Below are 24,816 nucleotides of genomic sequence, written 5' to 3' on the forward strand. Positions count from 1 at the left end.
ACGCACGACGGAACGATTCGGGCCGCCGCGGGGTGAATCGAGCCCGGCGGCGGAAACGGCCTGACGCCGGCGGCGCCGGCGCCGCGGCCGGCTTACGGGCGGCCGAGCTTCGCGAGCAGCGCCTCGGCCGCTGGCGCCGACGATGCGGGGTTCTGCCCCGTGATCAGCAGCCCGTCGGTGACGACATGCGGCGCCCAGTCGGCGCTGCGCTCGAACTGCGCGCCGTTGGTCTTCAGCATGTCCTCGACGAGAAACGGTACGACTTCCGTCAGCTCGACGGCCGCTTCCTCGCTGTTGGTGAAGCCGGTCACGCGCTTGCCGCGCACGACCGACTCGCCGGTTTTCGGGTCTTTCACGTGGCGCAGCACGCCGGGCGCATGACACACGGTCGCGACCGGCTTGCCGGCCGTCAACGCACGCTCGATCAGGCCGATCGAGTGCAGATCTTCGGCGAGATCCCACAATGGGCCGTGCCCGCCCGGGTAGAACACCGCGTCGTAATCGTCAATCGACACGTCGGCCAGCTTGCGCGTCGCGGCGAGCTCGGCCTTGGCAGCCGCATCCGCGTCGAAGCGGCGCGTCGCGTCGGTTTGCGCGGCCGGATCGCTGCTTTTCGGGTCGAGCGGCGGCTGGCCGCCCTTCGGCGACGCCAGCGTGAGTTCGACTCCGGCATCCTTGAACGCGTAGTACGGCGCGGCCAGTTCCTCGAGCCAGAAGCCGGTTTTCTTGCCGGTATCGCCGAGCGTGTCATGCGATGTCAGAACAACCAGAATCTTCATGATCGGACACTCCTTCGAAATGGGAGAACGGGGCCGCGTCGCTGCGGCAGCGCAGCGCATCCGGCGTGCCCGCCGCGACGGCGGCCTCGCCTGCCGGTTAGGCTGCGCGCATGCGACAACGTGCGACGCGTCTGCCGAAAAATTTGAACCGCCTATTAGACCAGTCGTCTAGAAACGGACCAGAAAAAACGAGGGCGGGATGCGATCGGCGGCGGCAATGCACTGCATTGTCGCGCCACAACTGCATGCTGCAGGAACAGCCTCGCGTCACGAGAACGGATGATAGCCTCGGATTAGACCGGTCGTCTAGAAACATCCCTGCGGCCAATATGGCTTTGGCAGGCGGCTGACTCGTAAGCAGCGGCTCGCGGGCGCGCGCCTCGCCCCGCCGCCGCCCCGGTCAGCCGTGCGGCGGCCCGTCCGTATCGCCCGCCTCGATTACCGGCGTCTCCAACCGCTCGCCATGAACGCCCTGCGTGAGCAGCCCGAGCATCAGTTCAGCCAACGCACGCCCCGTCGCGTGGCCGGTTGGCTGCATGACCGCCGTTACGCGATGCGGATGCGCGACGTCCGCCGGCACGCCGTCATAGACGATCAGCGACATGTCCGTTCCCGGCCGCACGCCGCTGTCGAGCAGCGCCCGAAACGCGCCGCCGCCCGCGATGTTGTTGTCGACGAGCAGCGCGGTCGGGCGTTCCGCCAATGCGAGCAGCGCGTGCGCGCCCTGCTGCCCGCCGTCCCGCGTGAACGCGCATTCGACGAGGAGCGCCGGATCGGGCGCGATGCCGGCTTCGCGCAGCGCCGCGAGATAGCCCGCGCGACGCTGCATCGCGAAGTTCAGCGACAGCGGCGCACTGATCATCGCGATCCGTCGATGACCGAACCCGATCAGCCGCCGCACCGCATCGCGCGCGCCCGCCTCGTTGTCGAAGTCGAACCACGCATACGGCTCGGCGGTCTGCGTGCGGCCATACGCGACGTACGGAAACGCGTTCGCCCGCAGGTACGCGAGCCGCGGATCGTCGACAAGCGTGCGCGCAACGATCAGCCCGTCGACCAGCTTGCCGTCGACGAGCCGCCGATACGTATCCAGTTCGGCGTTCGGCCGCGCCGCTGCGATGATGAAGTCGAGATTGCGTTCGGCGAGCCGCTCGGTAATGCCCGCGACGACTTCGCCAAAGCGCGGATCGCCGAGATCGCCTGCGCCGAACGGATAAATGATGCCGATCGTATCGGCACGCCCCGTTGCGAGCCGGCGCGCGGTCGGATCGGCGACATAGCCGAGCTCGCGCGCCACCTTCATCACGCGCGCGCGCGTCACCTCGCTCACGTCGTCATAGCCGTTCAGCGCGCGGCTGACTGTCGTGCGGGACAGGCCGAGCGCGTCCGACAGCGCCTTCAGATTCACCTTCACGTCGCTCCTCGCGTTGTGCATCCCATCCGGCCGAATACCGTCGAATCGGCAATTATTTCCTGGATGGCAGTTATTACCGTCAAATATTTATCTTTTGACGTCCAAACCGGTTTGAAATAGCATCCAAACCGGTTTGGGCATCAATGCCGCCGCAGCCATTCCCATTCACCGTCAACGTAAGACAACGCCGACATGACTTACTTCCCCTTTTGCCGCGCGACTGCGGCCAAACGTTTGCTGTTCGCCGGCACCGCAATGGTCGCCTTCGCGTCGGTCGCGCACGCGCAGACCGCCGGCGCTCCCGCGCCGACGCCGCATACGCAGCAGGCCTACGATCCCGAAAGCAACTTCACGATGCGCTGGACCCGCGCCGACATTCGCCAGATCGTCGCGCAGTCGCACACCGCCGGCGCGGACCGCAACTCGCTGCCGCAAGCGCTGACGATGCCGGACATCCCGCAGGATTTCCCGCTGATCAACCCGAACGTCTGGGTGTGGGATACGTGGCCGCTGGCCGACCTCCGCGCGAACCAGCTCAGCTACAAAGGCTGGGAAGTGATCTTCTCGCTGACCGCCGACCCGCACGCGGGCTACACGTTCGACGATCGCCACGTTCATGCACGCATCGGCTTCTTCTATCGCCGTGCCGGCGTGCCCGCGTCGCAACGGCCCGCAAACGGCGGCTGGACCTGGGGCGGCCACCTGTTCCCGGACGGCGCGAGCGTGAAGGTGTTCGGCACGTCGCCGATGACCAACAACGCCGAATGGTCGGGTTCCGCGCGCCTCACGCACGGCGATAACGTGAGCCTCTACTACACCGCGACGTCGTTCAACCGCTCCGCGCCCGGCGGCGCCGACATCACCCCGCCGCAGGCGATCATCACGCGCGCCGACGGACACATCCACGCCGACGACAAGCACGTGTGGTTCACCGGCTTCGACGATCACAAGGCGCTGCTGCAGCCGGACGGCAATTACTACCAGACGGGTCAGCAGAACACCTACTTCTCGTTCCGCGATCCGTTCGTGTTCACCGATCCCGCACATCCGGGCAAGACCTACATGGTGTTCGAAGGCAATACCGGCGGCCAGCGCGGCGCGCGCACCTGCACCGAGGCCGACCTCGGCTATGCGCCGAACGATCCGTCCAGGGAGGACCTCAACGCGGTGATGAACTCGGGCGCAGTGTATCAAAAGGCCAATGTCGGCCTGGCCGTCGCGACCAACCCGCAACTGACCGAATGGAAGTTCCTGCCGCCGATCCTGTCGGCGAACTGCGTCGACGACCAGACCGAGCGGCCGCAGATCTATCTGAAGGACGGCAAGTACTACCTGTTCACGATCAGCCACCGCACGACGATGGCCGCGGGCGTCGACGGGCCGGACGGCGTCTACGGCTTCGTCGGCAACGGCATCCGCAGCGACTTCCAGCCGCTGAACGGCGGCAGCGGGCTCGTGCTCGGCAATCCGACCGACTTCTCCGCGCCGGCCGGCGCGCCGTATGCGCAGGATCCGAACCAGAACCCGCGCGAATTCCAGTCGTATTCGCACTACGTGATGCCGGGCGGGCTCGTCGAGTCGTTCATCGATGCGATCGGACCGCGCCGCGGCGGTACGCTCGCGCCGACGGTGAAGGTCAACATCAACGGCACGTCGACGGCGGTCGACCGCTTCTACGGCCGCGGCGGCCTCGGCGGCTACGGCGACATTCCGTCGAACCTGCCGGCAACCGGCGCCGGTCACAACGACGGCGGCCCTGGCACGCGGCCGTAACGATCGCGGCTGCATAGTCCAGCCCGTTGCGCAGGTGCGCATCGCGCGTGTCGCGTGTGCGCCTGCTTTTTTTCGATTCGCGAGCGCGGATGTCGCCGGTTCCGGCTGCATCCGCGCGTCGCTCCGTTCGCGCGAGGAGCTGCACGATTTGCGCACGACATCGACGTTTTTCCGCTTTTCATTCCGGCTCGCCAAACTGGCGCTGCTGTGTGCCGCCGGCATGCAGACTGCGCACGCGGCATGCGCGGCGCCGCCCGCGGCCGCCACGCCGCAATGGCGGCCCGCGCTGCACTACACGCCGCAACGCAACTGGATGAACGATCCGAACGGCCTCGTCTACGAACACGGCCGCTATCACCTGTTCTACCAGTACAACCCCTCCGGCCACGACTGGGGCAACATGTCGTGGGGTCACGCGACCAGCACCGATCTCGTCCATTGGCGCGAGCAGCCGGTCGCAATGCGCGCGAACGCGACGGAAGAAATTTTCTCCGGCTCGATCGTCGCCGATACGCGCAACACGTCCGGTCTCGGCGCGCCGGGCAGCACGCCGCTCGTCGCGCTTTACACGAGCGTCTACACGGCCGGTTCCGGCCACGCACCGGGCACGCAGGCGCAATCGCTCGCGTACAGTCTCGACCACGGCGCGACGTGGCAGCCGTATGCGCACAACCCCGTGCTCACGCTCGATCCCGAATCGAAGCAGTTCCGCGACCCGAAGGTGTCGTGGTACGCGCCCGGACGCTACTGGCTGATGACGACGGTCGTCGCCGACGCGCAGGTCGTGAAGCTCTACCGCTCCGACGATCTGATCCACTGGTCGTTCCTCAGCGACTTCACGCTGCCGGACGTGCCGCACGCCGGCGCGCTGTGGGAAATGCCCGACCTCGTGCCGCTGCCCGTCGACGACGATCCGCGGCGCATCAAATGGGTGATGATCGTGAACGTCAATCCATGGTCGATCGCGGGCGGGTCCGGCGCGATGTACTTCGTCGGGGACTTCGACGGCCGCACGTTCGTCCCGGACCGCGTCGCACCCGCCGGATCCGATCCCGCGCAGTTCCGCTGGGTCGATCATGGCGCCGACTTCTATGCGGCCGGCACGTTCTCCGGTGCACCGGGCGCGCGCCCGGTCGCGATCGCGTGGATGAGCAACTGGGATTACGCGGCGCACGTGCCGACCACGCCGTGGCGCGGCGCCGCGACGTTGCCGCGCGAACTCGCGCTGAAAACGATCGGCGGCGAACCGACGCTCGTCGTCACGCCCGCCGCCGCATTCGATGCGTGGGCCGACCGGCAGCCCGCCGTGCACGCAGGCGATCTGACCGTCGACTCGGCCACGCGCGTGTTGCCGGCCGCGACGCGCGGTATCGTGCAGCGCATCACGGTGACGCTCGAACCGCGGCGCGCGGCCCGTGCCGGATTGATCGTCCGCGGCTCGGCGGACGGCGCGATCGGCACGCGGATCGCATACGACACGGCGAAACGCACGCTGACGCTCGACCGCTCACGTTCGGGGGCCACGGATTTCAGCGGCCGGTTCAGCAGCGAGCACATCGTCGACCTGCCGCTCGACGATGGGCGGTTGCGGCTTGAAATCGTCGTCGATCGCGGTTCGGTCGAAGTGTTCGCGAACGGCGGCCGCACGGTGCTGACGGACCTCGTTTTTCCGCCACGCGACGCCGATCGCGTCGCCGTATTCGCGGAGCACGGCAGTGCAATGTTCTCGGGGCTGACGTTGACGCAACTCCACGGCGGCGATCGTGCCGACGACGCCCGCGATGCCTGTGCTTCGCGCTAGCGCGCAGCGGCCGCACGGCGACGCGGCACCGCCCGACATCGCGTCGGCCGATGCCGCGTCGCCGGATCCGCGCTTTCACGCTCAGAGCAAGCCCATCCCGCCCGACGCAATGATCTCCGCGCCGACGATGAACGCGGACTCCGGCGCGCTCAGGTGCAGCACCGTCGACGCGATTTCGTCCGGCGTGCCGAACCGGCCGATCGGCACGAGGCCCTTGATCTTGTCGGCGGTTGCGTCGAGCGTCGCCGCGTCGAACCCGAGCTTGCCGTACAGCGGCGTCTGCACCGGCCCGGGGCTCACCACGTTCACGCGCACGCCGTGCGGCAGCAGCTCGGCCGACAGCGTCTTCGCGAACGAATTGACGGCCGCCTTGCTTGCCGCGTAGACGGACGAGCCCGGCATCCCGATATGCGCGTTGATCGAGCCGTTGATCACGATCGACGCGCCGCGATTCAGCAGCGGCACCAGTGCCTGGATCTGGAAATACGCGCCTTTCACGTTGGTGTTGAACACGAGATCCCACAACGCCTCGTCGCTATCCTCGAACGGCGCGAGTTTCGCGACGCCTGCGTTGACGAACACGGCGTCGAGCCGCGCACCGGACGCCGCAATCGCATCCGCGAGCGCCCGCGCCGACGCGACGCTGCCGGCCTCGTTGCGAATCGCGAGCGCGCCGTCGCCCAGCGTGTCGCGCGCCGCGGCAAGCGTCTGCTCGTCGCGGCCGGTGATGATGACGCGCGCGCCCTCTGCCGCGAATGCCCGTGCGGCCGCCAGGCCGATGCCGCTGTTGCCGCCCGTGACCAGTACCGTCTTTCCTTCGAAGCGTTGCATGATGTTCTCCTTGAACCGGTGAGTTGACCGTGAACACAGGATGCGCGCCGCGTTTCGCCTTGCCGTACGACAGCGGTGACGGACACGTTCGAAATCTTCGAACGTGTTGACCGGAACCCGCCCGCCACTCGCGTGTGCTGCCGGATCAGACCGACACGTCGATCCCGTCGAGCAGCCGCTGCGCGAGCCGCGGTTCGCGCAGTTGCTCCAGCCACCATTGCAGCGCACGGCCCTCGCGCTCGCCGCGCCACGCGACGTACAGCACATTCGGCTCGCGCGGATCGGCCGTTTCCTTCTCGACCAGCTCGCCGCGCGTCAGCAGCGACGCCACGCGCCGGCGCGGCACCCAGCCGACGCCGAGCGCGTCGCGCTGCGCGAGGATCTTCGCGCGCATCGACGGCACCGCGAGCACCGGCTGGCCACCAAGCAGCCCGTATACGCGCCCGACAGCCAGCCGCGACGAATCGGCGACGACGATTGCGCGATGCGCGCCGATCGCGTCGCGGGTCAGCGGGCCGGCCGCCGACGCAAGCGGATGACGCGGAGAAACCGCGAACACCCAGTCCATCGCACCGAGTTCGAACCACTTGAAGCCCGGAATTGCCGGAGGCTCGTTGGTCGCGCCGACGACCAGATCGGCACGGCCGTCGCGCAACGCCTCCCACGTGCCGGCGAGCACCTCGTGCGTAAAGCGTAGCGACACGCCCGAATCGAGCGCGTCGAACGCGCGGATCACCGGCAGCAGCGTGTCGAACTCGAGCGCCTCGTCGCTGACGATCCACAGCCGGTCCTCCCAGCCGCTCGCAACCTGCCGCACGCGCTGCGCGAGCCGCGCGACGTCCAGCGCGACGCGCGACGCCTCGTCGGTCAGCAGCTGGCCCGCGGGCGTCAGTCGAAGCCGATAGCCGCGGCGGTCGAACAGCAGCGCATCGAAGCGCGCTTCGAGCTGCCGCGCCGCATGCGACACCGTCGACGGCGCCTTGCCGAGCCGCGCGGCGGCCCGCGACAGGCTGCCGGTGGCGCGGATCGCATCGAGCAGCGCGAGTTCGTCTTGGGACAACATCGGGGGCACTCCGGTCGGGCGGTTGGGTGGATCGTAAGGCAGCGGCGGGCGGCGGTCCAATCGAATGGCGCGGCCGTGCAGCGAGCGGCGCGACGCGCGAGCCGGCCGCATCCCGAACATGCGCCGTGTTGCGGAATCGATGCAGGGCGCCAACAGGCGTCCAACCGCGGCGCGGCGCGCGCCGCATTGGCTGGATGGACGCCACCGCGCGCGAGGTCCGTCGTTCGCGCCCCCGGTTCCGGTATGCTGATCGCCGTCAAATTCCGCATTCCGAGGTAACCACTGCGATGGACATCGCGATCCTAATCGAAGGCCGTCACGACCTGACCGGGCAGATCTTCCGGCAACTGCGCACGGCGATCGTCGACGGGCGGCTCGAAGGCGGCGCCCGGCTCCCGTCTACGCGCGATCTCGCGAAACAGCTCGGCGTGTCGCGCAAGACGACGCTCGACGCGTTCGAGCGCCTCGTCGCGGAAGGCTATCTGACGACGCGCGCGGGCGACGGCACGTTCGTCGCCGGCGGGCTTGCGCGCGTGCCGCATGCGGAGCGGGCGGCGCCTTCGCTCGTCGACGACACGCCGGCCGTCCACGCGGTCGACGCACGCGCGCTGTGGAACGAGCTGCCCGACGCGCTCGCGATGCCCGCGCCGCAGCACACGCCCGCGTTCGATTTCCGCGGCGGCGTGACCGACAAGGCACTGTTCCCGTTCGACGCATGGCGCCGCTGCCTGCATCACGCGTTGCGCCAACAGGCCCGCGGCCCCGGCCAGTACCACGACCCGGCCGGCGATCCGCAACTGCGCGGCGCGATCGCACGCTACGTCGCGTTCAGCCGCGCGGTCGCATGCGGCTGGGACGACGTGCTCGTTACGCAAGGCGCGCAACAGGCGCTCGACCTGATCGCTCGCGTGGTCGTGCGGCCGGGCGACGTCGTCGCGGTCGAAAATCCCGGCTACCCGCCGGCACGCGCGGCGTTCGCGTCGCTGGGCGCGACGGTGATCGGCGTGCCGGTGGATGCGCACGGCATCGTCACCGAACGGCTGCCCGACGAAGCGCGCCTCGTCTACGTGACGCCGTCTCATCAGTTCCCGCTCGGGATGCCGATGTCGCTGGACCGGCGCATCGCCCTGCTCGAATGGGCGCAGCGCCGCCGCGCGGTGATCATCGAAGACGACTACGACGGCGAATTCCGCTTCGAGGGCCGGCCGGTGGAATCGCTGAAGAGCCTCGACCGCACGGGCCTCGTCGCGTACGTCGGCACGTTCTCGAAGACGATCTTTCCGGAGCTGCGGATCGGCTACGCGATACCGCCGCGCGCGCTGCGCGGCGCGCTCGCGAAAGCGAAGCAGCTCGTCGACTGGCACACCTGCACGCTGACGCAGGCCGCGCTCGCGCGTTTCATGCTCGAAGGCGATTTCGCACGCCACCTGCGGCGCGTGCAGAAGCACTACGACGCGCGCCGCAAGATGCTGCTCGCGCATTTGCGCGGCGGCCTCGCGCCGTGGTTCGACACGATCGCGCCGACGGCCGGCATCCATCTCGCCGCGCACCTGAAACCGGGGCTCGACGAAGCCGCGTTGATCCGCACGGCCCGCACGCACGACATCGGGCTGTACGGGATCTCGGCGTTTCACGTCGGCTCGACAGCGCGTGCGGGGCTGCTGTTCGGCTATGGCGGGATCGACACGGTGCGCATCGACACCGCGCTTGCGAAACTGGCCGCGCTGCTCGATGCAGCGCATCCGACCGGCTCGTCACTGGTTACCTGATTTTTCTTGAAATTGGCCATTCAGGCAGTCCAGTCGAATGCTTAAAGTGGGTTCTGTCGCGCCACCGTGCGCACCAACCGAAAGAGGACCTGCCATGCAACCGCGCCTGAACTTCTATGCCGCCAGCCCGAACGCGATCAAGGTGATGCGCAACGCCGAGGAATTCCTCGCGAAGAGTTCGATCGAAAAGCCGCTCGCCGAACTCGTACGGCTGCGCGCGTCGCAGATCAACGGCTGCGCGTTCTGCGTCGACATGCATACCGCCGATGCGCGCAAGGGCGGCGAAACGGACCGCCGTCTCGCGACCGTGGTCACGTGGCGCGAAACGCCGTTCTTCACCGAGCGCGAACGCGCGGCGCTCGAATGGACGGAAGCGCTGACGCTTATCGCCGACAACCACGTGCCGGATGCCGTGTGGGAAGCCGTGAAACCGCATTTCAGCGACGAAGAGCTGTTCGACCTGTCGATGCTGATCGCGACGATCAACTCGTGGAACCGCCTGGCGGTCGCGTTCCGCAAGATGCCCGAGTAAGGGGGCGACGATGATGCGCTCCCGACCCACGCTCGGCCGCGCGCTGGTGTGTGCGGCGCTCGCGCTCGGCACTGCGCTGCCGGCCGCCGCCGATGCGCACGACGACGGCGGTAACGTTCACGCGATCATGCGGCGGCCCGTGCCCGACGCGCCCGGCAAGCTCGCCGTCGTCGCGACCGTCGACTACGCGCCCGGTCAGGCGTCCGAGCCGCACCGGCATCTCGGCTCGGTGTTTGCGGTCGTGTCGAAGGGTGAAGTGCTGTCGCAGGTGAACGACGGCCCCGTGCAGCGCTATCGTGCCGGCGAAGGCTGGTACGAACCGCCCGGCTCGCGCCATCAGGTGTCGCGCAACGCCAGTGCGACCGAGCCCGCGCAGCTCGTCGTGTTCGGGCTCACCGGCGAACACGATCCGCTGAAATCGCCGCTCGATCGGTAAGGCCGCTGCAGGGGCGCGTGCCGCATCGGAGACGCAAAGCACGCGCCAATGAAAAAACCGGCCCGAAGGCCGGTTCGCGGATACCGCATGCCATGAGCGGCGCTTGCGCGCCGCGCGACATCAGAAGCGGTGGATCAGGCCGACGCCGGCCGCGATCTGGTTCTGCTTCGAACCTGCGCCGACGCCGTCGCCGATCGACGTCGTTGCCGCCTGGATGCCGCCGGCCTTGTTCAGCGTGTTGCCGCTAGCGTGCTGGTAAGCCTCAACCGCGTACAAGCCCGTGCGCTTCGACAGGCTGTAGTACTGCGACAGCGTGACCTGGTGGTACTTGGCCGCGCTCGAGATGCCGTTCGACTGCGTCGCTGCCGTGTACGAGTAGCCTGCCGCGAAGTCCCACTGCGGGGCTGCCTTCCAGTGCAGCACGGCGCCTGCCGTGTTGAAGATCGCCGTGTTGTGGAAGCCCGAACCGATGCCCGGCACGTACTGGACGTTCGTGTACGACACGGACACGTCCCACGCCGGCGTGAACTGGTAGCCGGCCGTCACACCCAGGCGCTGCTGCGTTTGCGCCGTTTGGTAGCCGCTGTTGATCGACGTCACCGCCGGCTGGCCGCCGCTCGTGACCGTCGAGTTGTCGCCCCACGCGCCGCCGCCGAGCGTCGAGTTGTTGACCTTCTGGAAGCCGACCGCGATGCCTGCCGGGCCGTTCAGGTACTGGATCGCCGCGCTCCAGGTCGAGCCGCGGTTGAAGCTGCCCGGAACGCCGCCGAGCGAGTACGAGCCGCCGACCGTGAAGCCGTAGAACTTCGGCGACATGTAGACGAGCGAGTTGTTCGCACGGTAGGTGGTGTCCAGCGAGTCGATATCGCCCGGGTGCGCGCCGTAGTAACCGGTCAGCCACGTCGTCGGGCTGTACGGCGACAGCAGCGTGTAGTACGCGGTGTACTGGCGGCCTGCCGTCAGCGTACCGTACGTCTGGTTGGTCAGGCCGACCCACGCCTGACGCGTGAAGATGCCGTTCGCCCATTGCGACGAACCGTTGTTCGCGTTGAAGCCGGCTTCCAGCTGGAAGATCGCCTTCGTGCCGCCGCCGAGGTCTTCGCTGCCCTTCAGGCCGAAGCGGCTGCCTGCCCAGATGCCGGTGGCCATCTGCACCTTCGAGTGACCGCCCGTGGTCGCGCCGACTGCCGACGAGTTGTTCTGCCACGCGATGGCGTTATCGACGATGCCGTACAGCGTCACGCTGCTCTGGGCGTGGGCGGCGGTAGCGGCTGCGAGACCCGCTGCCGTCATGGCGAAAGCGACGCGCTTTTTCATTGATTCTCCGTCCTCAAAGAATGATTTCTTTTCTGGTGTGGTTTTATGACTGACACATGTGCGAGTACATGCCGGAGCGATTCTGACGGATTACCAACCGTTTCCCAATACGCGCAGTCGGTCATCGTATGATCGACGCAACGCGAGGGTTCACCAAACGGTTACATGACACCTGAAAACGCTTACGCGACGGGCGTCTCCGGCATTTCCCGGTGAAAACCCTAGCTTTACATTTTTACGGGTGCGGCACGACCGTCCGATGTTGTCAGACGCCTCCGGCGGGGACTTCTTGCAAATGCGCGACCGCGACCGGTGTCGCGGATCACGCCGCCGCGCAGGATCGCCGACATTCATGACACCCACGTTTCCGGAAACGAAATCGTGAAAACGTTTCAGCGCCTGTGGCGGGAATCGGACGGGAACGGGCCCGCGAGCGCGAGCCGGAGGAGAACGGGCGAAACCGGCGCCGGGTCGCGCGCCGGATTCGCCACCGCGCTTCAGTGCGCTGCCGGTTGCGCGATCCGCGCATTCACCGCGCCGATCAGCGCGTCCATCCGCGCGCGGATCGCCACGTTCGAGCCGACGAGCGCGAGCGACGACGCCATGATTCGATAGATCCGCTTGCGCGGCACCTTTGCCGGCCGCGCGGGGTCGAGCCATGCGTCGTGGCCGGCCAGCAGTTCGAGCGTTTCCAGTCCGATCATGATCGGCCACAGGCACGCGAGCCGCAGCCGGACGAAGCGGCGCGGAATCGCGAGCGTGTAACGGCACGCGTCGCGATACTGGTCGAGCGCCATGCGCAGGAGATCGACCAGCACGCCGCGTGCGCGCGCCGACGCGTCCGGCGACATCAGCTCGGCGACGCCGACCCGGTGTGCGGCCAGCACGTCGTCAGGCAGATAGCAGCGGCCGATCCGGAGATCCTTCGCGCAATCGCGCAGGATGTTGGTCATCTGCAGCGCCTTGCCGAAGCGGATGCCCTTGTCGCGCATGCCGGCGAGATCCCAGCCGCGCGCGGCCCGCGTGTGCGCCGCGGTCATGTCGGTCCAGAATTCGCCGACGCAACCGGCAACCAGATACGTGTAGCGATCGAGCATGTCGCGGTTCGGCAGCGACGCGACCAGCCCCGATTGTTCGTCGGGGAATGTGCGCAGGTCGAATTCCATTCCCGACGTGAGCGTCGCGACGACTTTGCGGATCGATGCGCGATCCGCTTCCGGCTGCGCGTGCAACAGCGCGAGCATCGGCTCCATCGACCCGAGCAGCACGTGCTCGTGCGAGTCCGTCTGCATCCGCGTGACGTCCTCGAGCGCGCGCGCCAGCGCCGCGCCGTCGCCGAGCCGCTCGACGTCGTCGCGCAGCGCGGTCAGCAACGCCGCGCGGCGATCGGGCGCGACGAGTGCCGTGTCCGCGATCGTGTCGGCCGCGCGCGCAAGCAGGTAGGCGAGCCCGACCGGATCGCGCATGCCGTCGGGCAGCACGCGCAGCGTCAGGTAAAAGGAGCGGGAAACGTTCTTCAGCAGGTCGCCGAGCAGGTACGCGGAATCGGTATGAGTCGTCATGGGTCGGTAAAAATCGGCCGGCGCGAGGCCCGGACGCGCGCGCGCGCCGGGCGCCCGCGCCGGCCCGCGAGTCGCCGCATCGCCGTGCGCAGGCCGAGTGTCGGCCGGTGCGGCGACGCAAAAGTCCCGCAAGTTTAGTGCATCCGCTGCGCCGGCTCCCCAGCGACGGGCCGAAGCGTGCTCGCGCACCGCCGCGCTCGCCGCTCGCCCAACCCGCCGCAGCCCGAACGAAACGGAAAGGCGCGAGTAATACATATGTAATTATCGAATGCGACGATCGCGTCCCGTTCGACTCCGCGCGGCTCGCCCGCCCTTTCCCCCACTCCCCGTTCGAAGGTTCATCGACATGTTCTTCTCGCGTCCGAGCGCGCTGCGCTGCATTCCGTTCGCCTGTGCCGCCGCCGTTCTGCTTGCCGCCTGCGGCGGCGACGACATCGCGGCCGCCGATCTCGCCCAGCCGATCGCCGCGAAGGTCCAGGTCGTCGGCCATCGCGGCGCCAGCGCGCTGCGCCCCGAGCACACGCTCGCGTCGTACCGCAAGGCGATCGAGGACGGCGCCGACGTGATCGAGCCCGACCTCGTCGCGACCCGCGACGGCGTGCTCGTCGCGCGGCACGAGAACGAGATTTCGGGCACGACCGACGTCGCAACGCTGCCGCAGTTCGCGAGCCGCAAGGCGACGAAAACGATCGACGGCACGCAGCTGACCGGCTGGTTCACCGAAGATTTCACGCTGGCCGAGCTCAAGACGCTGCGCGCACGCGAGCGCATCCCGCAGATCCGCGCGGCGAACACCGCGTACAACGATCGGTTCGAGATCCCGACTTTCGACGAGATCGTCGCGCTCGCGAAACAGTTGTCCGAACAAACGGGCCGCACGATCCATCTGTATCCGGAAACCAAGCACCCGACGTATTTCCAGTCGATCGGCCTGCCGCTCGAGGACCGTCTCGTCGACGCGTTGCTGAAGGATCCATACACCGCGCGCACGGCGACGGTCTACATCCAGTCGTTCGAGGTCGCGAACCTGAAGACGATTCGCAACCGGATCCGGTCGAGCCAGCCGAACTGGAAGCTCGTGCAGTTGATGGACGAAGCCGGCCAGCGGCCGTACGACTTCGTGAAGGCGAACGACAAGCGCACCTATGGCGACCTGTCGACGCGTGACGGAATGCGCGAGATTGCGTCCTATGCAAACGGCGTCGGCCCGTACAAGACGTCAATCATCGCGGTGTCCGCGGACGGCACGCTGCAGCAGCCGACGCCGTACGTGCGCTACGCGCACGAAGCCGGACTCCTCGTGCATCCGTATACGTTCCGGCCGGAGAACAACTTCCTGCCCGCATCGCTGAAGGACGGCGGCACGCCGGCCGCCCGCAATACCGCCGGCTCGGTGCGCGAGATCCAGGCTTACCTGCGCGCGGGCATCGACGGCTTCTTCACCGACGATCCGGCCGTGGGCCGCACGGCCGTCGATACGTTCAAGCGCTAGCGCCCCGAACGCGCGGCAGCCGGCGCGCCGCGCATGTCGCGGCGCGCCGGGCCCGTCAGATCACGCGGAAGTGGTGCGTGCCGTCGCGCTTGAGCTGGTCCACCAGCCCGTATTCCCAGTCGAGATACGCCTGCATCGCGGCGGCGGCATTGTCGGTGCCTTCGTACGGCCGGCGGTAGCGGTCGATACGCGGTGACGCCAGATGCGTGTCGCCCTGCTCCAGCGGCAACCCGGCATCGATCCACGCGGCCGTGCCGCCCGTCAGCACCGAGATCGACGCTGACGCCGGCAGCAACGCACGGGCGTCCGCGGCGGCGAAGCGCGCGAGCAGACTCGAGCCGCACGTGAATACGTAGCGCTTCGCCGGCGGGATCGCCGCGAGCGCGTCGCGCAACTGCGCGCGCACGGCGAACCACGCGCCCGGAATATGACGCTTCACGTAGTTCGCGCTGGCCGTCACGTCGACGATCGCGATCTCGTCCGCCGCAGCTTCCTTCAACCAGCCCGCGAGCGTCGCCGGCGATACCTCTGTCACCGGCGGCGGCGCCGGCACGTCGCGCGGCGGCTGGCCGCGCTCGGTGAACGCGGCGGTGCCGGCCGGCTCGACCACGCGCACGTCCCAGCCCATCTGCGCGAGCCACGACGCGGTCATGTCCGCGCGCACGCCGTCGTCGTCGGCCAGCACGATTCGCGCGCCGCGCACGGCCGCGTGATGGTCGGTCTCCTGCACGAGCTGACCGCCCGGCGTGCTCAGGAAGCCCGGCAGATGGCCGGCCTCGTATTCCTCCGGCGTGCGCACGTCGAAGCGGTACAGCGTGCGGCCCGGCTCGTCGAGCGTGGCGAGGTCGTCGAGCGCGATGCGCGGTACGCCCGCGCGCTCGGCCACTGCGCGCGCCGCACGGCGGGCGTCGTCGCGTTGCGCGGGGTCGATGTCGACCGGAAAACGCCGTGCGGCACCGCGCTCGAGCGTCTGCCCGGCGAGCGTCCAGCCGATCGTGCCGTTGCGCAGCGCGGCGACCGGATTCGGCACCCCCGCGTTGATCAGCGATTGCGTGCCGATGATGCTGCGCGTGCGGCCCGCGCAATTCACGACGATCTGCGTGGCCGGATTCGGCGCGAGCGCGCGCGCGCGCAGCACAAGCTCCGCGCCCGGCACGCTCGTCGACGTGGGAATGTTCATCGTCTGATATTCGTCGAACCGGCGCGCGTCGACGATCACCACGTCGGCCTTCGCGTCGATCAGCGCCTGCACTTCCTGCGCGGACAGCGAAGGCGTATGGCGCTCGGCCTCCACCCATTCGCCAAACGACTTGCTCGGCACGTTCACGTCGATGAACAGCTCTCCGCCCGCGGCGCGCCAGCCCGCGAGGCCGCCGTCGAGCAGCCGCACGTCGCTATAGCCGAGCCGCGCGAGCGTGTCGGCCGCGCGCGGCGCGAGATCCTCGCCGCCGGCTTCGCCGAACACGACGATCGGCGTGTCGCGGCGCGGAATGCGCGTCCACGCGTCAAGCTCGAGCTTCGACAGCGGGAAGTTGGCGGCCCACAGCGGATGGCCTTGCGCATAGGGATCCTCCTCGCGCACGTCGATCAGCGCGATTTCGTCGCGAGCCAGCAGACGCGCGCGTACGTCGTGGTACGACGCGACGGGGAAACGGGAAGTGGAATCGGCGAATTGCGTCACGATGTCTTTGTCGGATTCGGTGGAAAGTCGGTGAAGAAAACAAACGGGGCGGTCGTGCGTGCTGCGGGCCGGCACCGGCTGCGGCGCCGTCAACGGCGCGCGGCGCCGAATGCCGGGCGCCGAGTACGGCAGGCGCTGGCACGGCCGGTCATGCGTTCGAATAGCCGGAAACGAACGGCTTCACGGTGCCGTCGTCGAGAAATACCGCGCGCTCGACCTTGCCGATGTTCGCGCCGTACACGTGAATGCTGATCGATACCTGATCGGCGAACGCATTGGTCACGCGGTGGATGTCGCCGATACGCGGCGACACCGCGTCGACGTCGCCCGGACGCAGCCGCACCGCGTCGCCGGCCGGCACCGGTATGCCGGCCGCATCGAGCCGGTACGGCTGCGAAAACTCGCCGCCGCGCAACATCCCGATCAGCCCCCACACCGTGTGGTTATGAACCGGCGTCGTCTGGCCCGGCCCCCACACGAAGCTGACGACGGAAAACCGCTCGGCGGGGTCGAGATGCAGCAGGTACTGGCGGTAGCGCGCCGGATCGGGCTGCGCGAACGCGTCGGGCAGCCAGTCGTCGCGCGCGACGAGCGCCGCGAGCAGCGCACCGCCGTCGTCGAGGATGCGCGCCTCGTTCGCGCCGGACGCGAGCAGCGCGCCGAAGCGATCGACGAACGGGCGCAGCGGCGTCTGCTGCAACGAAAGCGTACTCATCGGCTGTCTCCTCGAATATGATGCCGAATATGATGGATAGTCATGATGCACCCGAAATACCATGCAGAACAAACATGAAAATTAGCGATATCGACGCTTTTGCAGCGGTCGTCCGCTGTCAGAGCCTGAGCCAGGCCGCGGCGGAGCTCGGCATGACGCAGCCCGCGATCACGCGGCGCGTGCAGAATCTCGAGGAAGCGCTCGGCGTGACGCTGCTCGACCGCAACACGAAGCCGCCGCGTCCGACCGACATCGGCCGTCGGGTGTTCGAGCAATGCCGCTCGATCCTTCGCGAGGTCGATGCGCTGCGCGAGCTGACGGCGGGCCAGCGGCCGCCCGAAGGCGAATTCCGCGTCGGGCTCACGCAAGGGCTCGGCGAGCCGATGCTGCCCGGCCTGATCGCGCAGCTCGCCGCGCAATGGCCGGCGCTTGCGACGCAGGTCACGACCGCATGGGGCGGCGTGCTCGTCGACCGCATCGCGCACCGTGAACTCGACGCGGCACTCGTGTTTCTCGCCCGCGAGATGGTGCTGCCGCCGCAGGTCGATGGCATGCGGTTGCTCGCGACGCGGCTCGTCGCGGTCGGCCGCAAGGGCGACTGGCCGCGCCGCAGCTACCGGCTCGCCGACTGCCACGCGCGCGGCTGGGTGCTCAATCCGGACGGCTGCGGCTTTCGTGCCGGCCTGCGCCGCGCACTCGACGCGCAGGGGTTGCCGATGCCCGTCACGCTCGATGCCCACGGCCGCGACCTGCAATTGCAGAGCGTCGCAAACGGGCTCGGCGTCGGGCTGATGCCGCTGCCGCTGCTCGAAGGCAGCCCGCTGCGCGACGCGCTCGACATCGTGCCGCTCGCCGATTTCAAACCGCAGATCGATCTGTGGCTGCTGCACCGCCCCGATGCCGCGCGGTTCGCCGCGCCGCTCGCGGCCGTCGCCGCGCATGCGCGCAACGTGTTCGCGCTGCCGCCGGATGCCGGCCGGCACGACCGGGCTGCTTGATCCGCGCGCGCGCTGCGCGGAAGGCGTCGCCGCGCCGGCATTCACACTCACGCAGCCGAGCTCACGCATCGTTTCGACCGGAGCCACGCGCGTGGTAAGACGTGCGGCCCGTATCCGTATCGTCCCCGCTCGGGGTTGCGGTTTGCGCCGGCGCGGGGCGTGACGTCGCATCCGCGTGCCCGGCGGCGTTCGCGGTGCTGCTGCTTGCCGCAGCTGCCGCGTCGAGTGCCGCACGCCCGGCGGCAACCGCGATCGCGTCGTCCTGCGGCGTATGCACGCGGCTGCACAGCACGTCGCGGTAGTGACGTTCCAGCGGATTGTGGCGGCTCAGCCCGTGATTGCCGGACAGCTTCAATGCATGCTCGACCGCACGGATCGCGTGCTCCGTCACGGTTCGCTTGACGAGGCCGCTCGTTGTCACGGCCGGCGCGTCGCCCGCATCGGTGCGCGCGATGTGGTCGTCGAGCAGCACGCGGTTCGCATGCAGCCACCCTTCGATGTCGCCGACGGCCTCCTGCACGCGAGGCAGCGTCGCGAGCGGCGCGCCGAGGCCGCTCGGCGTGCGCGTCGTCGCGAAATCGAGCAGCCAGTCGCGCGACGCACGCGCCACCGCATCGTAAAGACTGCCGAGCAGCGCGACCATCCACGCGTGCTGATCGGCCTGCGCATCGGCGTCCGGATGGCTCCCGGCCGACACCCCCCACGCGTCCGGCGTGCGCACGTCCACCGCGTGGTCGGCGGGCAGCCACACGTCGTCGAACACGACCTCGTGGCTGCCCGACGCGCGCAGGCCAAGATGATTCCAGCTTTCGATCACGCGGATGTGCGCGCCATCGGCCGCATCGCGCTCGCGCCGCACGACGAACACGCCGACGCGCGGCTCGCGCTCGTCGGTGCGCGCCCATACGGCCAGCCAGCGCAGCGCCGGAATGCCGGTGCTGTACAGCTTGTGGCCGGACAGCCGCCAGCCGGCGCCGTCGCGGCGCGCGATCGTGTCCGGCAGCCCGCCGCGCGACGGCGAGCCAAGCGCCGGCTCGACGCGCAGCGCATTGATCAGCGCGCCCTCTTCGGCCGCGCTGCGGAACACCGCACGCCGCACCGGCTCCGGCCAGCGGTTGTCCGCGCGGCCGAGCGCGCGATGCTGCAGATACGTCATCGTCAGCACGAGCGCGGTCGCGGGATCGGCACGCGCGACCGCGGCCACGATCCGGCTCGCCTGGGCGAGCGTCGCACCCGCGCCGCCGTACTCGCGCGGCACGACCTGCGCGATCAGCCCCGCGCGGTGCAGCCGCGCGAAGTTCTCGTGCGGAAAGCGGCCGTCCACGTCGTTACGGGCCGCGTCTGCCGCGAGCTCGGGCGCGAGACGCTCGAGCAGCGCGGCAACGCGTGCGTCGTCGGCAGGCAGGCGGCGCAGCAACGACTGTGGCGGATGTGGCGGGTGTAGCGGCTGCGGCGAAGAAGCAGCAAGGCTGGCGGACATCGGTGCGGGTTCCCTCGGTCACTGGGTGGCTCGGTGAAGATTCTTGCGGTCGCGAGACCACAGCGTATGCGCACCGCCGGCCCGCCCAAACCATGCAAATCTGATATTCAAATCCGGATTGATTATTTCCGTTTCGCATGATCTCGGCGGTAATCTGCGCTGCATCCCCGCCCCGGCCGGCCGTCGCTGGCCGTGCCGGGCCGTCCTCGCATCGGAGACCCAGATGAGCGTCGAATTCATCGGCATGATCCAGAGCCAGAAGCAGTCGGAAATCCATCCGCCCGCCGGCCCCGTCGTCGACCCCGACTATGTGCGCGACTTCGCCCGCGCCCACGAAACGGCCGGCTTCGACCGGATCCTCGTCCCGCATCACTCGACGGGCCCGTCCGCGACGCTGACGATCGCGTTCGCGGCCGCCGCGACCGAGCGCATTCACTTCATGCTCGCGCATCGCCCCGGTTTCACTGCGCCGACGCTCGCCGCGCGGCAGATCGCGACGCTCGACCAGTTCAGCCGCGGCCGGCTGGCCGTGCATTTCATTTCCGGCGGCTCGGACAGCGAACAGCAGCGCGATGGCGACTTCCTCGATCACGACGCGCGCTACGCACGCACCGACGAATACCTCGGCATCCTGCGGCGCATCTGGACCGAAGCGCAGCCGTTCGATCACGACGGCACGCACTACCGCTTCAAGCAGGGGTTCTCGGAAGTGAAGCCGCTGCAGCAGCCGCATGTGCCGATCTACTTCGGCGGTGCATCGGAAGCCGCGCTTCAGGTGGCCGGCAAGCACGCGGACGTCTACGCGCTGTGGGGCGAATCGCTCGACCAGGTGCGCGACCTGACGGCGCGCGTACGCGCCGAAGCCGCGAAGCACGGCCGGCAGGTGCGCTTCTCCGTGTCGTTCCGGCCGATCCTCGCGGCGACCGAAGACGAAGCGTGGGCACGCGCGCACCGGATCCTCGACGAAACGCGGCGGCTGCGCGAGGCGGCCGGGCTCGGCGCCGGCGGCCCGCAGCAGAGCGAAGGCGCGCGGCGCCTGCTCGCCGCCGCGGACCGCGGCTCGCGCGTCGACAAGCGGCTGTGGACCGAGATCGCGAAGCTCACCGGCGCGCGTTCGAATTCGACCGCGCTGGTCGGCACGCCCGAGCAGGTCGCCGATGCGCTGCTCGACTATTACGACCTCGGCGTGACGACGTTCCTGATACGCGGCTTCGATCCGCTCGAAGACGCGATCGACTACGGCCGCGAACTGATCCCGCGCGTGCGCAGCGCCGTCGCGGCACGCGACGCGGCGCGCCGCGCCGCCTGACGCAAACGGAGCCGCACCCCATGTCCGCCGTCCCGTCCTCTTCATCGCCGGTACGCACTGCGTCTGGTCTCGTGCTCGCCGACACGCCGCGCCAGCACTTCTGGTTCGACCCGCCCGCACCGCGCATCGATGTCGCCGCCGAACGCCGCCACCGGCAGGAGCGGCTCGCGGCCGCGTTCCGGCTGTTCGCGCGCTACGGCTTCGCGTCGGGCCTCGCCGGCCACATCACCGCGCGCGATCCCGAGCTGCCGGATCACTTCTGGGTGAATCCGCTCGGCGTGCATTTCTCGCAGATCAAGGTGTCCGACCTGTTGCTCGTCAACGCGCGCGGCGAGACCGCGATCGGCAACCGCCCGCTGAACAAGGCCGCGTTCGCGATCCACGCGGCGATTCACGATGCGCATCCGCATATCGTCGCGGCCGCGCATACGCATTCGACCTACGGCAAGGCGTGGTCGACGCTCGGCCGCCCGCTCGATCCGCTGACGCAGGACGCATGCGTGTTCTACGAGGACCACGCGCTGTTCGACGACTTCACGGGAATGGTCGTCGACACGAGCGAAGGCGCGCGGATCGCGGATGCGCTCGTGAAGGCCGACGGCAGCACGCACAAGGGCGTGATCCTGAAGAACCACGGGATCCTGACAGCCGGCCCGACCGTCGAGGCAGCCGCGTGGTGGTACATCGCGCTCGACAACGCCGCGCACACGCAACTGCTGGCCGAAGCGGCCGGCACGCCGCAACCGATCGACCACGCGACCGCACGACACACGCACGGGCAGATCGGCGGCCCGGAAGGCGCGCTGCATGCGTTCGACAGCCTGTTCGCGCGTGTCGTCGCCGACGAACCCGACCTGCTCGACTGAGCTCCCGCCGCACGACCGGAACCGGAGACCCCACGATGACCGAATCCACCGCACTCGCGCCGACCGGCGCGCATGACGACACACGCCGCCGGCTGCTGCGCGCGGCCGGCGCGGCCGCGCTCGCCGTGCCGGCGATCACGCTCGGCCGCAACGCATGGTCCGCCCCGCCGCTGAAGAAGCTCACGTTCGCGTGGAACCAGAACGCGTTCTGCCTGACGCCGATCGTCGTCGCGCAGGAGAACGGCTTCTTCGAAAAGAACGGGTTGAAGGTCGAGTTGATCAACTACAGCGGGTCGACCGATCAGCTGCTCGAATCGATCGCGACCGGCAAGGCCGATGCGGCGGTCGGGATGATCCACCGCTGGCTGAAGCCGCTCGAAGCCGGCTTCGACGTGAAGATCATCGGCAGCTCGCACGGCGGCTGCGTGCGGCTGCTCGGCTCGAAAACGGCCGGCGTCACGACGCTGCAGGCGCTGAAGGGCAAAACCGTCGGCGTCAGCGACCTCGCCGCGCCGGGCAAGCACTTCTTCTCGATCCTGCTCGCAAAGAACGGCATCGATCCCGAGCGCGACATCACGTGGCGGCAATATCCGGCCGACCTGCTCGGCGTCGCGGTCGACAAGGGCGAAATCCAGGCGATCGCCGACGGCGACCCGAATCTGTACCTGCTCGAAAAGCGCAGCAACGGCGCGTACACCGAACTCGCGACAAACCTGTCCGGCGAATACGCGCGCAAGGTGTGCTGCGTGATCGGCGCGCGTGGCGACCTGGTGCGCAACGACCGGCCGGCCGCCGCCGCGCTCGCGCGTTCGATCGTGCAGGCCACCGAATACACGCACGACAATCCGAACGAGGCCGCGAAGGCGTTCGCGAAGTATTCGCCGAAAATCAATCCGGACGATCTGCGCAAGCTGTACGCGACGCTGACCTACACGCATCACCCGACGAACGTCGACCTGCAGCAGGAAATCGCGTTTTATGCGGACGATTTCCGCCGGATCAGCGTGCTGAAGAAGAGCACCGACCCGCAGCGCTTCGCGCAGCAGGTCTATGCGAACGTGCTGGGGTAACGCGATGTCGACGATCGAACACGCCTCCCCCGCCCGCGGCGCCTCGGCGGCGGCCGGCGCCGCCTCCGCAACTGCCGCCGCGGCCGCTGCGCCGCGTGCAGCGTGCAGCGCCTGCGACGCGACACTTGCGGCCGATGCGCGCCGTGCGCGCACCTGGCCGACCGGGATCGGCGCGGCGCTCGCGTGGGCGGCGCTCGGCGCGACCACGCATCTGTGGCCGAACCGCATCGTCGGCTTCACCGACTGGGCGTACACCGACACGTTCGGCACCGCCGCCTGGGTCGCCGCCGCGCTGCTGCTGATCGCCGCGACCGTCGGCCATCGCGTGCCGGCCACGCGCGCCCGGCTTGCGCGCGTGCGCGCGGCCGGCCCGTGGCTCGTCGCGCTTCCGCTCGTGCTGGCCGCGTGGGAAATCGTCACCGCGAAGACAGGCTGGCTGCCGACGCCGTTCTTCGCGCCGCCGCAAGCGCTGATCGAAGTCTATGTCGACGACTGGCCGCGCCTCGCGGGCAGCGCCGCCAATACGCTGAAGCTGCTCGCGCTCGGATTTGCATACGGCGTCGCGGTCGGGTTCGCGGTCGGCGTGTCGATCGGCTGGTCGCGCCGCATCGGCTACTGGGTGCATCCGGTGCTGCGCGTGCTCGGCCCCGTGCCGGCCACCGCGCTGCTGCCGCTCACGTTCTACTTCTTTCCGACGAGCTACTCGGCCGCCGCGTTCCTGATCGCGCTGTCCACCGGCTTCCCGGTCGCGGTGCTGACGTGGTCGGGCGTCGCGAGCGTGAACCGGCAGTACTACGACGTCGCCCGCACGCTCGGCGCGAACGCGCGCTTCCTCGTGCTGCGCGTCGCGATTCCGGCCGCGCTGCCGCATGTGTTCGTCGGCATCTTCATGGGGTTGAGCGCGTCGTTTACCGTGCTCGTCGTTGCCGAGATGATGGGCGTCAAGTCGGGGCTCGGCTGGTACCTGAGCTGGGCGCAGGGCTGGGCATCGTACGTGAACATGTATGCAGCGCTGCTCGTGATGGCGCTGCTGTTTTCCGGGCTGATCGCGTTGCTGTTCGCGGTGCGCGACCGTGTGCTCGCATGGCAGAAAGGAACCGTCAAATGGTAAGCGCCGCCGTTCTGGAACCGTCCGTTTCGGCACCGCCGGTCGCGCGCGGCGCGCGCATCGACATCCGCCGCGTGAGCCACGCGTTCGACGGCCCCGCCGGCCCGCTGCCGGTGCTCGACGACGTGACGCTGTCGGTCGCGGCCGGCGAATTCGTCGCGCTGCTCGGCCCGAGCGGTTGCGGGAAATCGACGCTGCTGCGGCTCGTCGCCGGCCTCGACGCCGCGCGGCAAGGCACGATCGCGCAAGACGGCGCGCCGATCGAGCGGCCCGATCCGTCGAGGATCGTCGTGTTCCAGGATCCGACGCTCTATCCGTGGCGCCGCGTGCGCGCGAACGTCGCGCTCGGCCTCGAGGCGCGCGGTGTCGCGCGTACCGAACGGCATCGCGTCGACGACGCGCTCGCGCGTGTCGGACTGCAGGAATTCTCGAACGTGTTTCCGCATCAGCTGTCGGGCGGGATGGCGCAGCGCGTCGCGCTCGCCCGCGCGCTCGTGAACGATCCGCGCCTGCTGATCCTCGACGAGCCGCTCGGCAAGCTCGATTCGCTGACGCGAATGACCATGCAGGCCGAACTGACCGCGCTGTGGCAACGCGACGGGTTTTCCGCGCTGCTCGTCACGCACGACGTCGAGGAAGCGCTGTATCTCGCGCAGCGCGTGATCGTGTTCGGGCCGCGTCCCGCGCAGATCGTTGCCGAGCTGCGTGTCGGCCTGCCCTACCCGCGCCATCGCGGCGATCCGCGTCTCGCCGAGCTGCGCCACGAAGCACTGCGGCATCTCGGACTCGATGCGAGCTGGTAGATGCGCGGTGTCGTTCG

The 24,816-nt window shown here is 68.9% G+C and carries 21 protein-coding genes; 12 read left to right on the forward strand and 9 right to left on the reverse strand.

Going from position 1 to position 24,816, the window contains the following annotated elements:
• Window positions 1-92: 92 nt before the first annotated feature.
• Window positions 93-779 (reverse strand): type 1 glutamine amidotransferase domain-containing protein, encoded by a 687-nt coding sequence (locus KDW55_RS05590; RefSeq protein ID WP_040139718.1) that lies wholly within the window; start codon window positions 777-779, stop codon window positions 93-95.
• A gap of 400 nt (window positions 780-1,179) precedes the next feature.
• The gene (locus tag KDW55_RS05595) at window positions 1,180-2,214 is read right to left on the reverse strand and encodes a substrate-binding domain-containing protein (protein ID WP_040139717.1); all 1,035 of its coding nucleotides are present in this window, start codon (window positions 2,212-2,214) and stop codon (window positions 1,180-1,182) included.
• A gap of 171 nt (window positions 2,215-2,385) precedes the next feature.
• On the opposite strand from KDW55_RS05595, the gene KDW55_RS05600 reads away from it, so the two are divergent.
• Window positions 2,386-3,966: a glycoside hydrolase family 68 protein gene (locus tag KDW55_RS05600; RefSeq protein WP_040139716.1), complete on the forward strand. Its 1,581-nt coding sequence runs from the start codon at window positions 2,386-2,388 to the stop codon at window positions 3,964-3,966.
• Window positions 3,967-4,186: 220 nt separating this feature from the next.
• On the forward strand, window positions 4,187-5,767 hold the full coding sequence (locus tag KDW55_RS05605) for a glycoside hydrolase family 32 protein (protein ID WP_249181312.1): 1,581 nt from the start codon (window positions 4,187-4,189) through the stop codon (window positions 5,765-5,767).
• A gap of 81 nt (window positions 5,768-5,848) precedes the next feature.
• Here KDW55_RS05605 and KDW55_RS05610 read toward each other — a convergent pair whose 3' ends face one another.
• Together KDW55_RS05610 and KDW55_RS05615 are read right to left on the reverse strand one after the other, a co-directional pair.
• Window positions 5,849-6,598, reverse strand: coding sequence for an SDR family oxidoreductase (locus tag KDW55_RS05610; protein WP_040139715.1), 750 nt, complete (start codon window positions 6,596-6,598; stop codon window positions 5,849-5,851).
• A 145-nt stretch (window positions 6,599-6,743) separates the two neighbouring features.
• Window positions 6,744-7,661, reverse strand: coding sequence for a LysR family transcriptional regulator (locus KDW55_RS05615; protein WP_212148239.1), 918 nt, complete (start codon window positions 7,659-7,661; stop codon window positions 6,744-6,746).
• A 287-nt stretch (window positions 7,662-7,948) separates the two neighbouring features.
• Between KDW55_RS05615 and KDW55_RS05620 the strand changes: the two genes are divergently transcribed.
• The 3 genes from KDW55_RS05620 (at window position 7,949) to KDW55_RS05630 (ending at window position 10,398) form a co-directional block, all read left to right on the forward strand.
• Window positions 7,949-9,430 (forward strand): PLP-dependent aminotransferase family protein, encoded by a 1,482-nt coding sequence (locus KDW55_RS05620; protein WP_069242911.1) that lies wholly within the window; start codon window positions 7,949-7,951, stop codon window positions 9,428-9,430.
• 94 nt (window positions 9,431-9,524) lie between these two features.
• The gene (locus tag KDW55_RS05625; RefSeq protein WP_040139711.1) at window positions 9,525-9,962 is read left to right on the forward strand and encodes a carboxymuconolactone decarboxylase family protein; all 438 of its coding nucleotides are present in this window, start codon (window positions 9,525-9,527) and stop codon (window positions 9,960-9,962) included.
• Window positions 9,963-9,972: 10 nt separating this feature from the next.
• Window positions 9,973-10,398: a cupin domain-containing protein gene (locus KDW55_RS05630; protein WP_040139710.1), complete on the forward strand. Its 426-nt coding sequence runs from the start codon at window positions 9,973-9,975 to the stop codon at window positions 10,396-10,398.
• A 120-nt stretch (window positions 10,399-10,518) separates the two neighbouring features.
• On the opposite strand, the gene KDW55_RS05635 is transcribed toward KDW55_RS05630, so the two are convergent.
• Window positions 10,519-11,715: a porin gene (locus tag KDW55_RS05635; protein WP_059546788.1), complete on the reverse strand. Its 1,197-nt coding sequence runs from the start codon at window positions 11,713-11,715 to the stop codon at window positions 10,519-10,521.
• Between the two features lie 497 nt (window positions 11,716-12,212).
• Window positions 12,213-13,277: a phytoene/squalene synthase family protein gene (locus KDW55_RS05640; protein WP_212160014.1), complete on the reverse strand. Its 1,065-nt coding sequence runs from the start codon at window positions 13,275-13,277 to the stop codon at window positions 12,213-12,215.
• A 346-nt stretch (window positions 13,278-13,623) separates the two neighbouring features.
• On the opposite strand from KDW55_RS05640, the gene KDW55_RS05645 reads away from it, so the two are divergent.
• A complete protein-coding gene (locus tag KDW55_RS05645) occupies window positions 13,624-14,769 on the forward strand; it encodes a glycerophosphodiester phosphodiesterase (RefSeq protein WP_212160013.1) in 1,146 nt (381 codons plus the stop codon).
• Between the two features lie 55 nt (window positions 14,770-14,824).
• On the opposite strand, the gene KDW55_RS05650 is transcribed toward KDW55_RS05645, so the two are convergent.
• Window positions 14,825-16,450, reverse strand: coding sequence for a rhodanese-related sulfurtransferase (locus KDW55_RS05650; protein ID WP_069243522.1), 1,626 nt, complete (start codon window positions 16,448-16,450; stop codon window positions 14,825-14,827).
• A gap of 148 nt (window positions 16,451-16,598) precedes the next feature.
• Complete coding sequence (locus tag KDW55_RS05655; RefSeq protein WP_212160012.1) at window positions 16,599-17,165, reverse strand: cysteine dioxygenase; 567 nt, start codon at window positions 17,163-17,165, stop codon at window positions 16,599-16,601.
• A 74-nt stretch (window positions 17,166-17,239) separates the two neighbouring features.
• On the opposite strand from KDW55_RS05655, the gene KDW55_RS05660 reads away from it, so the two are divergent.
• On the forward strand, window positions 17,240-18,163 hold the full coding sequence (locus KDW55_RS05660; protein WP_209825558.1) for a LysR family transcriptional regulator: 924 nt from the start codon (window positions 17,240-17,242) through the stop codon (window positions 18,161-18,163).
• A gap of 61 nt (window positions 18,164-18,224) precedes the next feature.
• On the opposite strand, the gene KDW55_RS05665 is transcribed toward KDW55_RS05660, so the two are convergent.
• Entirely contained in the window at window positions 18,225-19,643 is a 1,419-nt protein-coding gene (locus KDW55_RS05665; RefSeq protein ID WP_212160011.1) for an acyl-CoA dehydrogenase family protein, read from the reverse strand.
• Window positions 19,644-19,866: 223 nt separating this feature from the next.
• Here KDW55_RS05665 and KDW55_RS05670 point away from each other — a divergent pair, with 223 nt between their 5' ends.
• Genes KDW55_RS05670 through KDW55_RS05690 form a run of 5 tightly spaced genes read left to right on the forward strand, consistent with a single transcriptional unit; the run spans window position 19,867 to window position 24,799 of the window.
• Complete coding sequence (locus KDW55_RS05670) at window positions 19,867-20,952, forward strand: LLM class flavin-dependent oxidoreductase (protein ID WP_040139702.1); 1,086 nt, start codon at window positions 19,867-19,869, stop codon at window positions 20,950-20,952.
• Between the two features lie 20 nt (window positions 20,953-20,972).
• Window positions 20,973-21,818, forward strand: a complete 846-nt coding sequence (locus KDW55_RS05675) for a class II aldolase/adducin family protein (protein ID WP_209825560.1) — start codon at window positions 20,973-20,975, stop codon at window positions 21,816-21,818.
• A 35-nt stretch (window positions 21,819-21,853) separates the two neighbouring features.
• On the forward strand, window positions 21,854-22,888 hold the full coding sequence (locus KDW55_RS05680; protein ID WP_069242907.1) for an ABC transporter substrate-binding protein: 1,035 nt from the start codon (window positions 21,854-21,856) through the stop codon (window positions 22,886-22,888).
• 4 nt (window positions 22,889-22,892) lie between these two features.
• Window positions 22,893-23,999 carry an ABC transporter permease subunit gene (locus tag KDW55_RS05685; RefSeq protein ID WP_209825561.1) on the forward strand — a complete coding sequence of 369 codons (1,107 nt, stop codon included), beginning with the start codon at window positions 22,893-22,895 and terminating at the stop codon, window positions 23,997-23,999.
• Window positions 23,993-24,799, forward strand: coding sequence for an ABC transporter ATP-binding protein (locus tag KDW55_RS05690; RefSeq protein WP_040139698.1), 807 nt, complete (start codon window positions 23,993-23,995; stop codon window positions 24,797-24,799). The genes KDW55_RS05685 and KDW55_RS05690 overlap by 7 nt, the downstream gene beginning before the upstream one ends.
• The last annotated feature ends 17 nt before the right edge of the window (window positions 24,800-24,816 follow it).

This window comes from Burkholderia sp. AU19243 (assembly GCF_018148075.1).
Taxonomy (GTDB): Bacteria; Pseudomonadota; Gammaproteobacteria; order Burkholderiales; family Burkholderiaceae; genus Burkholderia; species Burkholderia latens_A.

Excerpts from the sequence above, each read along its gene's own strand:
- KDW55_RS05630 (WP_040139710.1), top strand. The coding sequence starts at position 9,973 with ATGATGCGCTCCCGACCCACGCTCGGCCGCGCGCTGGTGTGTGCGGCG.
- KDW55_RS05670 (WP_040139702.1), top strand. The coding sequence starts at position 19,867 with ATGAGCGTCGAATTCATCGGCATGATCCAGAGCCAGAAGCAGTCGGAA.
- KDW55_RS05655 (WP_212160012.1), bottom strand. The coding sequence starts at position 17,165 with ATGAGTACGCTTTCGTTGCAGCAGACGCCGCTGCGCCCGTTCGTCGAT.
- KDW55_RS05640 (WP_212160014.1), bottom strand. The coding sequence starts at position 13,277 with ATGACGACTCATACCGATTCCGCGTACCTGCTCGGCGACCTGCTGAAG.
- KDW55_RS05615 (WP_212148239.1), bottom strand. The coding sequence starts at position 7,661 with ATGTTGTCCCAAGACGAACTCGCGCTGCTCGATGCGATCCGCGCCACC.
- KDW55_RS05635 (WP_059546788.1), bottom strand. The coding sequence starts at position 11,715 with ATGAAAAAGCGCGTCGCTTTCGCCATGACGGCAGCGGGTCTCGCAGCC.
- KDW55_RS05690 (WP_040139698.1), top strand. The coding sequence starts at position 23,993 with ATGGTAAGCGCCGCCGTTCTGGAACCGTCCGTTTCGGCACCGCCGGTC.
- KDW55_RS05685 (WP_209825561.1), top strand. The coding sequence starts at position 22,893 with ATGTCGACGATCGAACACGCCTCCCCCGCCCGCGGCGCCTCGGCGGCG.
- KDW55_RS05620 (WP_069242911.1), top strand. The coding sequence starts at position 7,949 with ATGGACATCGCGATCCTAATCGAAGGCCGTCACGACCTGACCGGGCAG.
- KDW55_RS05665 (WP_212160011.1), bottom strand. The coding sequence starts at position 19,643 with ATGTCCGCCAGCCTTGCTGCTTCTTCGCCGCAGCCGCTACACCCGCCA.
- KDW55_RS05610 (WP_040139715.1), bottom strand. The coding sequence starts at position 6,598 with ATGCAACGCTTCGAAGGAAAGACGGTACTGGTCACGGGCGGCAACAGC.
- KDW55_RS05595 (WP_040139717.1), bottom strand. The coding sequence starts at position 2,214 with ATGCACAACGCGAGGAGCGACGTGAAGGTGAATCTGAAGGCGCTGTCG.
- KDW55_RS05675 (WP_209825560.1), top strand. The coding sequence starts at position 20,973 with ATGTCCGCCGTCCCGTCCTCTTCATCGCCGGTACGCACTGCGTCTGGT.
- KDW55_RS05645 (WP_212160013.1), top strand. The coding sequence starts at position 13,624 with ATGTTCTTCTCGCGTCCGAGCGCGCTGCGCTGCATTCCGTTCGCCTGT.
- KDW55_RS05660 (WP_209825558.1), top strand. The coding sequence starts at position 17,240 with ATGAAAATTAGCGATATCGACGCTTTTGCAGCGGTCGTCCGCTGTCAG.
- KDW55_RS05625 (WP_040139711.1), top strand. The coding sequence starts at position 9,525 with ATGCAACCGCGCCTGAACTTCTATGCCGCCAGCCCGAACGCGATCAAG.
- KDW55_RS05590 (WP_040139718.1), bottom strand. The coding sequence starts at position 779 with ATGAAGATTCTGGTTGTTCTGACATCGCATGACACGCTCGGCGATACC.
- KDW55_RS05605 (WP_249181312.1), top strand. The coding sequence starts at position 4,187 with ATGCAGACTGCGCACGCGGCATGCGCGGCGCCGCCCGCGGCCGCCACG.
- KDW55_RS05680 (WP_069242907.1), top strand. The coding sequence starts at position 21,854 with ATGACCGAATCCACCGCACTCGCGCCGACCGGCGCGCATGACGACACA.
- KDW55_RS05600 (WP_040139716.1), top strand. The coding sequence starts at position 2,386 with ATGACTTACTTCCCCTTTTGCCGCGCGACTGCGGCCAAACGTTTGCTG.